General features: G+C 45.6%; 10 protein-coding genes. All 10 read right to left on the bottom strand.

Translation table 11 applies throughout. From position 1 onward, the window contains the following. Window positions 1-286: 286 nt before the first annotated feature. Window positions 287-1,129, bottom strand: coding sequence for a carbohydrate ABC transporter permease (locus ASG93_RS30640; RefSeq protein ID WP_056838423.1), 843 nt, complete (start codon window positions 1,127-1,129; stop codon window positions 287-289). A gap of 12 nt (window positions 1,130-1,141) precedes the next feature. Beyond that, entirely contained in the window at window positions 1,142-2,020 is an 879-nt protein-coding gene (locus ASG93_RS30635) for a carbohydrate ABC transporter permease (protein WP_056838421.1), read from the bottom strand. An 83-nt stretch (window positions 2,021-2,103) separates the two neighbouring features. Next, entirely contained in the window at window positions 2,104-3,438 is a 1,335-nt protein-coding gene (locus ASG93_RS30630; RefSeq protein WP_056838419.1) for an ABC transporter substrate-binding protein, read from the bottom strand. A gap of 124 nt (window positions 3,439-3,562) precedes the next feature. Further along, complete coding sequence (locus tag ASG93_RS30625; protein WP_056838418.1) at window positions 3,563-5,152, bottom strand: response regulator; 1,590 nt, start codon at window positions 5,150-5,152, stop codon at window positions 3,563-3,565. Window positions 5,153-5,155: 3 nt separating this feature from the next. Then, the gene (locus ASG93_RS30620; protein ID WP_056838416.1) at window positions 5,156-6,955 is read right to left on the bottom strand and encodes a sensor histidine kinase; all 1,800 of its coding nucleotides are present in this window, start codon (window positions 6,953-6,955) and stop codon (window positions 5,156-5,158) included. Between the two features lie 169 nt (window positions 6,956-7,124). Next, complete coding sequence (locus tag ASG93_RS30615) at window positions 7,125-8,138, bottom strand: LacI family DNA-binding transcriptional regulator (protein ID WP_056838414.1); 1,014 nt, start codon at window positions 8,136-8,138, stop codon at window positions 7,125-7,127. A 74-nt stretch (window positions 8,139-8,212) separates the two neighbouring features. After that, a complete protein-coding gene (locus ASG93_RS30610) occupies window positions 8,213-9,820 on the bottom strand; it encodes a DUF3502 domain-containing protein (protein ID WP_056838413.1) in 1,608 nt (535 codons plus the stop codon). A 42-nt stretch (window positions 9,821-9,862) separates the two neighbouring features. Next, a complete protein-coding gene (locus ASG93_RS30605) occupies window positions 9,863-10,759 on the bottom strand; it encodes a carbohydrate ABC transporter permease (RefSeq protein WP_156411107.1) in 897 nt (298 codons plus the stop codon). 61 nt (window positions 10,760-10,820) lie between these two features. Beyond that, a complete protein-coding gene (locus tag ASG93_RS30600) occupies window positions 10,821-11,690 on the bottom strand; it encodes an ABC transporter permease (RefSeq protein WP_235551029.1) in 870 nt (289 codons plus the stop codon). A gap of 122 nt (window positions 11,691-11,812) precedes the next feature. Then, window positions 11,813-14,605 (bottom strand): beta-galactosidase, encoded by a 2,793-nt coding sequence (locus ASG93_RS30595; protein ID WP_056838408.1) that lies wholly within the window; start codon window positions 14,603-14,605, stop codon window positions 11,813-11,815. Window positions 14,606-14,615: the final 10 nt, after the last annotated feature.

The raw sequence follows: 14,615 nt of genomic DNA, 5'->3' as shown, positions 1-14,615 counted from the left end.
CGCTCGTTGTAGCACCGAGGATTGGCGGTGAACAAATCCCACTTGTTCAGGTCGGCAAAATCCGTAGTTTCAAAGTCAGTATTTCCGCTAACAGGCACATCGAAATTCGACCATCTACCACTTGGATAAATTTGAGAAAGCACTTTCCACCTTTAAGCTGAAGCTTAAAGGTGGAAAGCCTGCGATTACTTATTTCTATCGCGATAAAGCTGTATATTAACGTAAAAGGGGCTGTCCTCAAGTAATCTACTTGAGGACAGCCCTTTCGTTTTAACCATTTACAGTTTTATCCTTTCACGGCAGACCCTACGGTCAATGCCTTCTCCACTTGCTCACTAAACAGTACATACACAAGCACGGTCGGTAGGCTCGCAATCGTCATCGCCGCACCCATAGCCCCCCAATTGGTGGTGAACTGACCTTGGAAGAAGAGCAGCCCGAGCGGCAAGGTCTTTAAGGATTCCTTGGTAATCAGAATTAACGCCATCGTAAATTCATTCCATGCCGACAAGAAGACGAAGATCACCATCGTTGCAATTGCAGGCTTGATAATCGGTAAAATGATCGTATAAAAGGTCCGGTAAATACTGGCCCCATCCATACAAGCGGATTCTTCCAGCTCAACCGGAATACTGCGGAAAAAACCATAGAAAACCATGCTGGAGAATGAAATATTGAAGGCAATATAAGGCACGATAAGCGCCCAATACGTGTTGGCCAAATGAAACTCACGTACGAGTATCGCTAGCGGAATCATGATGACTTGCACAGGAATGAACATCCCAATTACAACATAAATACGCGCGGCTTCCTTCCACCGCCATTGCATTCTGGCAACAGCATAGGAAAACGTAACCGAAAGTACAATCGTTCCCGCAACCGTTGCTGCCGCTACCAGCAAGCTATTACTGAAGTAGACTGGAACATTGAACCTTGACCAAGCATCCACATAGTTCTCGAATCGCAGATGAGTCGGGAAACCGAATGGATTCGTTACGAAGATTTCATTGTTGTTTTTAAGCGAATAAAAGACCATCCAAAGCAGTGGATACACCGACAACCCCGCATATACCCACAAGAAGATGCCCAGGAGCGGATTCTTTTTACGCAATTTGAGTATTCCGTTCATCTGTCATCCCCCTTAAAATGTAATCCGTTCTCTGGCAATCAGTCGGTTAATAGCCAAAGTGACAATCAAGCATTCAATGACAAGAAAGGCAGCCGCGGCGCTTCCATAACCGAATTCACCCACGCGGAACGCAGAGCGGTACATCAGATAGGTCAATGTGTATGTGGAATTCCCCGGGCCCCCGCCGGTCATAATGAACATGTTGGCGAAAGCATTCAGTCCGCCAGTAATCGCCAGGACGAGGCAAAATTTATACGTCTCAGCCAGCATTGGGATTGTAATTGCCATGTGCGCTTTGAATTTGGATGCTCCATCAATACGTGCAGCCTCTAGGTATTGTTCTGGAACGGACTTTACAGCCGCCAGCAGCAGCGCGAACTGGTAACCCATGTACTGCCAAGCATTCACGAACGCAATCGCGAAAATCGCAGTTTTGTTGTTCGTCAACCAATCTTGACGATATGAGATGCCGAGCGCTTCAAATATTTTATTAATCAAGCCATACTCACTGTTATACATGGCCAGCCACAGCTGACACACAACCGTAATGGAAAGAACCACAGGAATGAAGTAGCTAATTCTTAGAAACTTGCTTCCTCTGAACCCTTCTGCGACGACAAAAGCAAGCACAGTGCCGATTCCGATTTGCACGACAGCTAGGATGCCTGCAAAGACTAGTCCGTTGTAAAGAGAGGTATAAAAAATACTATCTTGAAACAACCGAATATAGTTATCCAGAAAAATAAAAGTGCCTTCGCTTAACCCATCCCATTCGAATGTACTGCGATAGAAAGTTTGCAAAATCGGATAAAACACAATCACTGTATACAAAAGGAGTGCCGGCAGTGTGAAAAGCATAATAGCCGCCTTATTTCCCATGAATTTGCGCATGTCATCACTTCCCTTTTTTAGTAGAAAACTCACACCGGCTCTGAGCGATCCAGTGTGAGTCTCCTTTTCCATAGAAACTTCGGTTATTTCGCTGTTACGGCTGATTTATTCAAATCTTTCACGAATTGATCCGCTGTATAATTACCTGTCATCAGGTTTTGCGTGGCATCTTCAAGCGCTGCTTTGAACTTAGGATTGGACAATCCCCATGAGAACGCTGTTGTGCTTGTGATTTTCGGAATATCTTTGGATAGTTGATCCATCATCGGTGGAAATGGTTTCACAATCGGTTTATCTACTTTAGTTGCAACGATTGGATTGCTGCGGTTCGTAAACTTGTACTCCGCATATTTCAAGGAAATGAAGGATGCTACTTTCGCTGCAAGTTCTTTATCCTTGGTGTTTGCTGATACGGCATATCCACCAGGACCGCCGCTGCCGCTGAATGCTGTTTTACCTTTTTCATAGGATGCAGCATCTGCAGCTGGGATGTACATGTAGCCAGCCTTGTCACCAAGCGCTTTCGTAGCCGCTTCGATTTCCCACTGACCGTTAATGAACATCGCTGCTTTACCTTCATGGTAGAGCGCCGCTGCTTGATCATAGTTCAAGTTCGTAGCGCCTTTTGGCAGCATGCCTGCTTTAACCAGCTCAATGATTTTATCTGCAGCTGTTTTGTAAGCAGCATCATCTGCCTTGGCAAGACCTTTATCGAGCTTTGTCACACCAGCTGGTTCAGCGCGTGAAACGAACATGTCATAAAGGGCTACGCAAGGCCATTTTTCTTTAGCGAAGATGGAAAGTGGCGTAATGCCTTTACCATTGAAAGTTTTAACCGCCGTCATCATTTCATCATAAGTTGTCGGTACTTTCACACCATTTTGTTGGAACAAATCTTTGTTGTAGTAAAGTAGGGCTACCTCGTTACCAGCGTAAGGGAAAGCGTAAGTATGACCATCATCTGTAACCAGCGTATTCATTGCGCTTGGCTGCATTTTGTCCTTGAAGCCGAATTTCGTTACATACTCATCCAGAACTAGAATATTATTGGATTTCTTAAACGTATCGATAATGTCTAATCCTGCTTGAAAAATGTCAGGCAGATTGCCTGTAGCCGCATAAGTCTTCAGCTTCTGGCCATCATCTTGCGCTTGAATATCAAGCTCTAACTCAACATTCGGCATTTCTTTTTTCAATTCTGCAACCGCATAGTCATAAGGTGTTTTGGTATCTTCATCTGCGTACTGGGCATAAATTCTAAGTTTGACCGGCTTTGCATCCGACTTCGCGGGTGCTGCTGTTGCTGCAGCCGTTGGCGCGCTAGTTGCACCTGCATCTTTAGTTGTGTTTGTAGTTCCGCAAGCTGCAAGGCTAGTAGCCGCGAGCAAGCTTACGAGAGTGACTGCCATTTTTTTCATTTGTTGGACCTCCCAGGCATCATGTGCTTTCTCTTCTTTACAACCTGAGTATATAAGGAAAAACCCCCTATGATAATGGAATAATCGAGGGGTTCTTGTAAAATCCGCACATTTAGAAAATTCGTTATAAACGGTTATTCTCATACTCACTAGGGGAATAACCAAAAAATTTCTTGAAGCTTTTACTAAAGTAACTAGGATCGTTAAAGCCGATTTGTTCAGCAATATCCGCAAGACGTATGTTCCCTTTACCGAGTAAATCCTTCGCTGTATGCATACGAACATGTGTGACATAATCGGTCACCGTCATGCCGATTTCTTTCTTGAATACAGCCCGGAGATAGCTGGGGTTGATGAACACCTGCTGGGCAATTTGATCCAATTGCAGTTCGGGATCTCCGTAATGAAGCTCAATATATTCTTTGGCGGATTGGGCAATTTTCGACGATCGGGTCTTTCTGTGCTTACCCGTATAAAGGATCGCTTGATTGAACAATTCCTTGATCCATAGCGATGTGGTTTCAATGGATTCCAACCGTTTGATTTCACTATAGGGAAAAAAGGCTTCGCCGAAGCAGTCTTCAATCGGATGCCCCGTTTCCGTTACATAAGACAGACAAACAGAAATAAGTCCCATGCTTATGACATAGGTGTAGTCTAAGGAAAGCCGCTGATCACGAATCGATTGGAATATTTCTTCCAACTTAGCATCTACCTTATCCCCATTTTGCATGCGTAATTGAACAAGCAGCTCTTCATTCACTTCTGTGGGATAGAAGGCTTGAGTCCCTAACTCCAAGACTCCTGACCCGTAAGCGATAACACGATCATTCCCCAGTACAAACTTATTTTGCAAGGCTTCAAGCGCCTCCAAATAGGAAGTACGGATCCCCTGATAACCGAATTGACTACGCCCCACACCAACGGTGATCGTAAATTTCAAATATTTCTTGATCAGGAAACATAATTTTTCATACCCGCCTAACGCAGGAGTTTCCAGCTCACCACTGCCTTGGTGCTCCACCAAGCAAATAATGCGCCCCTCTGGTCCATTGAAGATCAAGTGATTCTCCGTTTCCTCCAGCGCCTCGTTCAGAATGTTCGTCACCGCATATTTCCAAAGTAATCGTTCACTCACTTTGTTCCATTTGTGATCCATGTTATCAATCTCAATACACGCCACCACAAAGCATAGTGACTCGAAGGATTCCCCAAGTTGATGAAGTCTTGTAGTTGTCTCCTCATTGGAATGGTTGTAGTCACCGCTAAGCAAATGATTAAGAAAGCTCTCCTTCATCAACAGCTGATTTTCCTTCAGTGTGGACTTCTCTTCCTGGGCACGCTGATGCTCCTTCTGAAGCTTAAGCAGTGTCAGTACCAATTCATCCTTCGAAAATGGCTTCAGAATGTAATCTTCAACGCCAAGCTTAAGTGCCTTTCGAGCATAATCAAATTCGTTATGGCCCGTAATCAGCACCACGCTTGTAGCTGGATACCGTTCCTTCAATTGCTCTGAAAGAGTCAGTCCATCCATAAATGGCATCGTAATATCCACAAGGGCAATATCAGGATGATGCACGTCGACTTGCTCCAACGCCTCGACCCCATTCTTGGCTTCCGCACATATTTCAAACCCATAAGCTTCCCAATCTAATGCCGTGCGCAAGTATTCTCGGAAAATGGATTCATCATCAACAATTAATATTTTCTGCATCTCTTAACCTTCCTCACTTTGAAAAGGGAGCCATAGTGTTACTTCTGTACCCTGCCCCAGTTGACTTTCAATTTGTAAGCCATAATCATCGCCAAAATAAAGCTGTATACGGTCTTTCACGTTCCTTAACCCATAGCCGACAGCTTGTTCCGGAGATTCAGGCTTTTTCATAAGAGCATCAAGCCGCTCCGGCAGCATGCCAACCCCGTCATCGCTGACGATAATCTTGATTTTACCATCCACAATTTCACCTGTTACTTTCAAAAGCCCCAGGCTTCCCTTCGTTTTAAGACCATGGTAGATCGCATTTTCAACGAGTGGTTGAATAGTTAATTTCGGTATAAGACCGCCGAGCACTTCACCCCGGATATCAAATTCAAAGGTAAACACATCGGAATAACGGATACGCTGAATGGATAAATAATCCTTCACATTGCGGACTTCTTCCTCGATCGTTATCGTCTCTCTGCCTTTACTTAGAGCCACGCGATAGAAATCGGCCAACGCTTTGGTTGTTCGCTGTACGTCCCGCGCTCGTCCCATTTCTGACAAAGTGTAAATAACATCTAACGTGTTATAGAGAAAATGCGGTTTAATTTGCGCCTGAATAAGCGCCAGCTCGTATTCACGCTTCTTCTTTTGCTCAAAATTAATGTTTGTCAGCAGCTCTTGAACACGCCTTATCATGGCATTGAAGCCTGAGGCCAATAATCCAATCTCATCCTCTGAATTCACCTGGAATTCGATGTCCAGATTGCCTTCTTTGACCTTCTTCATATGCTTGGTAAGCCCCATAATCGGTTTGGCAATGAATTGCGAAAGCATGCCCGCACCAAGCAAAGCAAAAAATAAACAGATCAACCCTATAAACACAATAAGGACAGTGATTTTACGGGTATCCGCGGTTAAGGATTGTAAAGGGGCCATCGAGATGAGCTTCCACCCAAAGCTAGGAACATCAGAGCTGACTACAAGCGTTTTCTCATGTTGAAAAGAGGTAAGATCCGATGTATCTTTACTAGACGTAATCCAGTTTTTCAAAGGTGGATCTGCAACATCATGAAGCAAATCCTCCGGATGCTGCGAAGAAATAACGACGCCTCCCTCATTCACGATAAAATAGCTGCCATCCTGGATGGAGCCGATTTTCTGATAAATCGCAGACAAGGAGCTTTCTTTGATATTCAGTATGATCATACCGATTTTTTGCCCCGTATAAATATTGACAATCCGCTTACCTAGCGTCATGACTATTTCTTGTGAATCAGGGGTCAAGTAATTACGATGCTGCATGGGAAACCACATATTATTGCCACTGGAGGCGTCAATCTCTTTAAGCATTTCACTGCTCGCGGTCAACTCCTGATTCCGTTCCATAAGGAGATTAGATCCAAAGACCCGTCCATTCGCATCTATAAATGCAGCCGATTGGACATCGGGAAATACAAGCAGGGCAAAGCTCAACTGATTCGTAATCTGCGTGTACATCTGTAAGCTCGTTTCCGCTGCCCCCTGGGATTGCGGGTCTTCCACGATCAATTTGTTGAGATTGATCGTCAGCATATTGGCGCAGCTTTCTACATTCGTTAACATGCCCGTGATGCGCGTAATAATGAGGGACGAGTTATCCGAAACATTTTTTATCGTCTTTTTGACAATCGCATTCGTATATACTTGATTCGAGACAAAACCTAATACAAATAAAGGCACGAAGATGAGTGGAAAATAAATCAAGATGATTTTATAGCGAATGCGCTGATTACGAAACCAAGGCATGGTTACATATTTTTGTAGAAACTGCATGGTTTGCCCCCTACTCATCAAAAATTCAAAAAAACCCTATACAATCTACCGTCAGGCAATACCTGTCGGTTATATTGTATAGGATTCGTCTAATCATTGAAACTAGTCAATGCTTTATCCATTTAAGCTGCATGGCCATTACCCTCAAGACACCCATTTAATGGGTGTCTTACGTACTCTGCCTAACGATGAGCTTAGGCTCCAGAACCGTCAGTTTCTTCACCTTTTCCTTCTGTATCAATCTCGATAATAAAGCCATCGCTTGACTCCCAAGCTCTTCACTATGCTGTGAAACGGTTGTCAGTTCGGGGTTCATCGCAGAAGCTAATTGGCTGTCATCAAACCCCGCAATGGCGATATCCTGCGGAATACGCAGCCCATGAGAAATAACAGCTTTCATAGCACCAATGGCCACATAATCGTTAATACACAGAAAGGCAGTTGGACAATTTGGCATGGTAAGGAACTGATCCATCAGCTTGCGGCCACATTCCATGGAGAAGTCTCCCAAGCGTACGATTTGTTTCCGAAATGAGAGATTATTCGCTCCAAGCGTACTTTTGTACGCTTGCAGCTTTTCCATCGTCGTTGTCGTTTCAGCGTTTCCCCCCAAGAAGCCGATGCTTCGATGCCCGCGATCAATAAGGTGCTGCATCATGAGCTGGGTGCCCGCATATTCGTCCGTTTTCACCCGATGACAGGGATGACCCGGAAGGCTGCCATTGATCAAGACAATTGGAATTCTCTTCTGGATATCCACGACTTCCTGGGCGAGCAGCTCGGGGCAACGACGTGAATTAATACGTCCACCCATAAAGATGAGTCCTTCTACCTGCCTTTCGCAAAGTAGATTCAAATACTCGGATTCTCTGCTGAAATTACTGAATGTATTACATAGAAAGAGTGTGAACCCAAGCTTCTGCGCAGCTCGCTCTGCCCCTCCGAACACCTCAGGGAAAAACATGTTGCTGCTATCTGGGAATAACACGCCAATCATGCCCGTTTTCTTATTCACCAGACTGCGTGCCAACGCATTGGGCTGAAACTTATGCTTTTCAATAATCGCCATAATCCTCTGCCTAGTCGAGGTTCGAACGGGTGCGGTATCATTGAGAACACGGGAAACTGTCGCGACGGAGACGTTCGCTTCTCGGGCAATATCATAGACGGTTATAGATTCCAAGAATACACTCTCCGTTACGTCAAAATATAAAGATCGAAGGCCTGTTCAGAGACAGACCTTCGATATCTTTATCCTTATTTGCTGCTTTCTACAGTGGTTTTGAAGGCATCCAATTGTTTTTGGACTTCAGCCATCAGCTTATCAAAACCTGCTGTTTTCAGCTTCGCGCGGAAATCATCAACTGCTTTGACTGGGTCTCCCGCTTTGCCATAAAGAATCGCAGGTCCCATTTGTCCAACAACTTGGGTAACCGCTGTCAGCTCGTTTGACACAGGTCCCTTATCGAAAACGAATCGGCCGTATGGGAATGGCTTTTTGATTTTGTCATAGGATGCATAAAGCGCGCCTTTTCCTGACCAATCATTACCATCTGGAATTTCATTCTTATCGATGCGTCCACCCCAGAAGTTGGAATAGAATTCGTCTCTTTGCACATCATAGCCGTCTGGACGGAAACGTTTGCCATCTTTGATGACGTATTGTGTGCCTTCCAAGCCGTAATTCATCAAATGATACACTTCTGGATCTTGACGAATCAGCTCGTAGACCATCAGAGCGCGCTCCGGATGCTTACTTTTCGCACCAATGGAAGTACCGCCATGCGTGATCGACATGGATACGAGATTGTTGCGTGTAGCCGAGAATGGAAAGAACTGGAGGTCCGATCCCGGCTGCAGCTTATCCATTTTGATACGTTCACCAAGGAAGGTTTGCGTATGATGCTGATCTATTGAGGATTTACCAGCTTCCAGTTCAGAACGGTTATCGCCCTTATAGTTCAGCACATCATCGCGCCAGAAGCCTTTGTCGCCCCAATCTTTCATAAGTTTGGCAAAATTCACGAAGGTATCATCGAGAACAGGGCTGTAAGCTTTATACTTCTCATCATAGGATTTACCGTAGATTAGACCGAAGAGACCTGTACTGATCGGAAGTTCAATCGCATCTGTGTAGGAATTGATGTAGCCGCCAATATTACCAGCAGCCGTACCATTCGCATCCCAAGGAACAACGCCTGGCTTCTTATCCTTGACACCTTGGAGATAGGTCTCCATCGACTTCCAATCTGTAATCGGCGCCGTGATCCCAAACTCTTTGGCCCAATCACCACGATACAAGAAACCGTGATTAACCCACTGCGTATAATGATCTTCAGGAATGAGCATGATTTGATTCTTGTACTTCGTCTCAGCCCAGTTCTCTGGCGGTACTTCCTTCCAAGTTAACGGCGCATACACAGGAAGCAGCTTATCCAGCGGCTGGAAAGCGCCTTTTTGTGCATTCTGCCAAGTATCCAACCAATCTGTTGCAACCGTGATCAAATCAACCGGTTCTCCTGAAGCTAGCAACAGATTATATTTGGTTTGCCAATCGGCCCATTCCACCCATTTAATTTCCAGTTTTGCATTTGCTTTTTGTTTCAAAATAGCGTTGACCTTCTCCATTACCTTTTCAAATTGACCATTCTTCGGTTTATCCCCCAACATCACGTAGGAAATCGTTTGAAACTCGGAGGTGTCAATTTTGCCTGATGGTGCTGCTGTCCCTGTTGCCGCAGTAGTCGCTGCCGCTTTATCCGTGGAATTAGTTCCTGTACTGCTAGGTGTGGAGCACGCTGTCAAGCTTACAGCAAGCGTCGCTGCCAGAGCTACACTGAGCGCTTTCTTTTTTCTCTTGAACATTCGGATTTGCCTCCCCATAATCGTTTTGGTATATGTTTTGCGTCAGCCTTTTACAGCACCAACGGTAATACCTTGGATGAAATATTTCTGCACCAACGGATAAAAGAGAATGACCGGTCCCGTTGCGACGACTGCGGTAGCCATTTTCATGGACTCCAGCGGCATATCCCTTGGCTGTACATTGGAGGAGACCGATGAGTTTTTGATAAAATCGGCACTTGTTACAACGTTGTACAGGAATAATTGAAGCGGCCTATACTTTAAATCGGGTGATAGGAACAACATCGCATTGTACCATTCGTTCCAATAACCCAAAGCAATAAACAATCCAATGGTGGCCAGCGCCGGTGTTGTCATCGGCAGGATGAGCTTGGTGAAAATCTTGAAATCACCCGCCCCGTCCATTTTGGCCGATTCTGTAATCGCATGCGGGATGGACCTTACGAAGCTTTTCATCATAATAATGAGAAAAGGGCTCATCAGTCCAGGCAGCAGGACAGCCAAATAGTTATCCTTCAGATGCAGCCACTGCGTCATGATTAAGTAAAAGGGGACAACTCCACCCTGAAACAATGTTGTAAAGTAAATGAAGAAGGAGATCCGATTCCGATAAGGAAAATCAGGACGCTGCAAGGAATAACCCGTCATGGCTACGATAAACAACCCAATGGTTGTTCCAACCAACGTAATGCCGAGCGTAACCCCATAGGAGCCAATTATGACTCCCGGATTCTCGAACACAATTTTATAAGCAAAAGTACTGAACTCCTTGGGCCACAAATTGTAGCCGTGTAACGTGATCGATTTCTCTGCTGTGAACGACGTCCCAAGGACAAGAAGAAAAGGCAGTAAACAAAACAGAGCGAAAAGACCAATAACGAAGTAGCCGAATGCCCGAATGGCCACCGAGGAGAAATCTGTTCCTCTTTGACGTGCGATAACTTGCTCCACTGGATGTCCCTCCTAACCGATCTTAAGTGACGAACACTTGCATGCTGAATTAGAACAGCGTGTTCTCAGGCGATACTTTCTTAACCAGCCAGTTGGCTGTGATGACAATAAAGAAGCCAAACACGGATTGATAAAGACTGACAGCGCTTCCTAAAGAAAAGTTAAAGTTGTTCATCAAAGAGCGGAACACGAACGTTTCAATAATATCTGTCGCATCAAAAAGGGCTGTATTGTTGGCTCCGACCAAGTTATAGAACAATCCAAAGTTCCCTCGGAGAATACCGCCTAATGAAAAAAGCAGCAAAATAATGAACGTCGGCTTTAGCCAAGGAAGCACGATATAGCGAATTCGCTGCAGGGCATTCGCCCCATCAATTTCTGCGGCTTCTACGATCTCTGAGTCCAATCCCATTATCGCAGCGAAATAGACGATGGAGCCGTACCCTGTCGACTGCCAAAGAAACGTAATGACGATGATAAATGGCCAAATCGTTGGATTCGAGTATGTCTTAAGCGGCTCCCAACCGATCGATTTGAGAATGCCATTGAGCAGTCCAAAGTCATAACTGAGAATGTTATAAGCAATAAGGCCAACAAGCACAAAGGAGATGAAAAATGGCAGGAACATCAGGGATTGTGAGAGCTTCTTAAACCACTTTTTACGAAGCTCATTCAGCAAAATGGCAATACCAATTTGCAAGATATTTCCAAATATGATAAAAGCTAAATTGTAAGCAATCGTATTAAACGTTAATTTCCAAAGCGCCCCGGAGGTGACTAGAAATTTGAAGTTGTCAAATCCAACGAACTCACTGCCGAAGATCCCCGCTGTATAGTTATAATTAATGAATGCGAGATAAAGCCCTGGCATTGGAAGGTAAGACATGACTAAGAAAAATAAAATCGCAGGAACACACATAAGGACTAACGTTCGATACGTCCAAAATCTGCGCAGTGGGGTTGCTCGCTTTTTGACAGCAATAGGCGCCCCTTCTAATGAGCTTGCTGAGATGGCAGCTTTCATGGTACTCTCCTTCCAAATTAAACTGCGGCTACGGGTACGAAGCGAAGAGGCTCTAACAAGGCATCTTCAGCGGCCGATACCGCCTCCAGTAAGATGGCTATTTCATTGCCCGAACCACCACTCTGAAACCACGGTCCCGGTAAATAAAAGGATTCATCGCTGCCGCCACGGAATACCGGTCTGTTGGCACCGCCTTGCGTCCACAAGCGGCCAACGAGGTGTCCGTTGAAGAACACGGTCAACTTCATGTTGCTTCCTTTGACATAAACCCTCCAGCCTAATCCTTGGTTATCATCACGAAGGTCACCGTACAGCCATGACAGGGTACCCGGTATTAAGGAGACCGCTCCTTCTACGGGAAGTGACCCGACGCTTGATGCTTTGGCATGCTGCAGTAAGCCATTCTCCTGACAAGAGGATAATGCCCACTGTTTGGCGGCGGTTCCTTCGAAGAGACTTATATTGCCGCTTAGGGAACCATATGTTTTATCCAGAAATAGCGTTAACGTTGCTGTATCTCCTGCCTTTATATAAGGCGTAAGATCGAGATAAGGATTGAGCGGATTCAATTGTCCGAGTGCGTGCCCGTTCACGTAAGCATAGGCGTGCGAGAAATTTCCAGGCGTGTGAAGAATCCATGTATCCGCTTCTTTCGCCAGCTTTACTTGTTTGCGGTAGCATTGATGGGCGGGCTGTTCGGCGGAGAGCCACCCTCCAACGCTTACAATCGGCCATTGTTGATCGTCATAATCTGTTGCTGCGTATTCGTCCTTATCATCTCCGTTTGACATACGCTTGAATCGCCAGTTCTGGTTTATTTCCCTAACCGACGTTACTCCAACTATGCCCGTTAGCCCTTTCAGAGCATTTAAGTGCAGTCCTGGCAAATTCGTATCGTGGAAATTGGTATGTCCCCAAATCTCGACACGAGCAACCACATTTGGCTCTACGCGCGAGCCGGATGGAATCGGAAGGAAGTGACTTCCTCCACCTGGTGCTGCTGTACCCAGGTACGTTTCACCGGTATAGACGGAAACGACATCACTTGCCTGCTGAACGATAATGCCTAAACAGCTGTTCTCCAGCGGTAGCGATAATTGCGAGGTGTACCAGGCGAAACCTCGGTAAACACCATGCTTCTCCAGATAATCGGCGGTATCACCGATCGATAAGCTTTCATCCGCAAGTGAATCCAAGGAATTCACTAAGCTTTGTGACCAGCCCAGTTCAACTTCGCGGCTTTCCGAGACTCGTTCTACCTCTTCGCCAACATGCAGATCGCCTTTATCATCCATATTTTCTAAAAGCAAAGCACGTGAACGACTCATCCCTATCAATTCGATAACGTGACCGCTTAGTAAGCGAATACAAGCAGAACTCTCTTGCTCGCCAGATTGAAAGGATACCGTAACCTGATCTCCGGCTTCGGCAGCGTGAACCGTCATCGTGCCAGCCTCAATCTGCACTTCCGTGTTAAAGCAGAGACGGATTTCGCCTTCACCCTCCGTATGAAACACGAACAGCGTGCGCTGCTCATGCTGCTTCACCAGCAGCAATTCTGCAGTTGCGTAGGCCAGTGTCCCTTCAGCGATCCCCCATGTCTGCAAAGGCACCTGCACGGGAAGAATCGGACAGCGGCTTGCTCTTGCGACAAGAGTGGTATAACGGGGTATGACTTCTTCTGCAACATGAAAGTAAGCGTCTTCATCTTGCTCGTTCACATGACATAGGAAGAGCAGCTCTCCGCCTTGCTTTAACGCTAACCGATAAGGGGATGAGGCACTGCTCGTGAACTCAGGCTTCGCTTCCGCCAAGGAAGCGCCATACGTTTGAATCACTCGATGCAGCAATCTTCCTTCATAAGCTTCCTCTCGAATGTGTCCTTCAGGTGATATCATCCCACCGAAATCATAGTCCGAGGTAAGAAAAGAAAGTGGATTTCCCCAATTGTTAGCTGCATTGGTAAAGCCAAAATTCGTCCCAGAAGCCTGCAAGTAGGGACCAAGCAGCTTCGCTCCTGCCGATAACAATCTGCGAAGCAGGAAATGCGAGCGATTCGTCTCCGTGACGAGTAAGGGCAGCCCCCTACGAGCCAACTCCTCTCTGTAGAAGAGCACCTTTTCTTCGAATTCAGGGTCTTGATCATTTGGATAGAAGTTGCATGTAGGCACCACGCCTTCAGCAAAACCTGAAGCCTCATATAAGCCGCCTTGTCCAGCGCAAGCAATGAGCGGGACGGTAATCCCATGCTGTAAAGCTAAGTCTCTTAATGCTGAGATGTACCCTTTGGGATCCGAACAAGGATAGAAATCAAGCTCATTGTCTAATTGGACAGCAATGATGGTGCCACCTTGATCCGTTTCATATTTCTTCAGAATGGGAAGAATCTGTTCATACCACCTGGCCACATGCCGCAAGAAGGCAGGATCGTTATCCCTTAAGCGAAGATTTTCTTTCACGAATAGATAAGCAGGGAGCGCTCCCCCATCCCATTCGGAGCAAATGTACGGCCCTGGTCGGGCAATCACCCACAGACCTGCATCTGCAGCATCCTGCAGAAACTGGGCCACATCCTTCTCTCCAGTAAAATCCCAAGTTCCTTCCACGGACTCATGATGATTCCAAGGAAAGTAAACATCAATCGCGTTATATCCAAAGGCTTTAACTTTATTTAGTCTCTCTTTCCATAAACCGCGTGGTAATCGAAAATAAAATAAGGAGGCACAAAGTATAATTTCTGATTTTCCATTTATCCTCAGTGCTTCTGACGATAACTGAATCACTGCTTCTTCACTTTTTGATAAATACAATGGCTAACCC

Source organism: Paenibacillus sp. Soil787 (genome assembly GCF_001429545.1).
In the GTDB taxonomy this organism is placed as follows: Bacteria; Bacillota; Bacilli; order Paenibacillales; family NBRC-103111; genus Paenibacillus_E.
The sequence above is the reverse complement of the archived record's forward strand: the minus strand, read 5'-3'. Positions and strand labels throughout refer to the sequence as shown.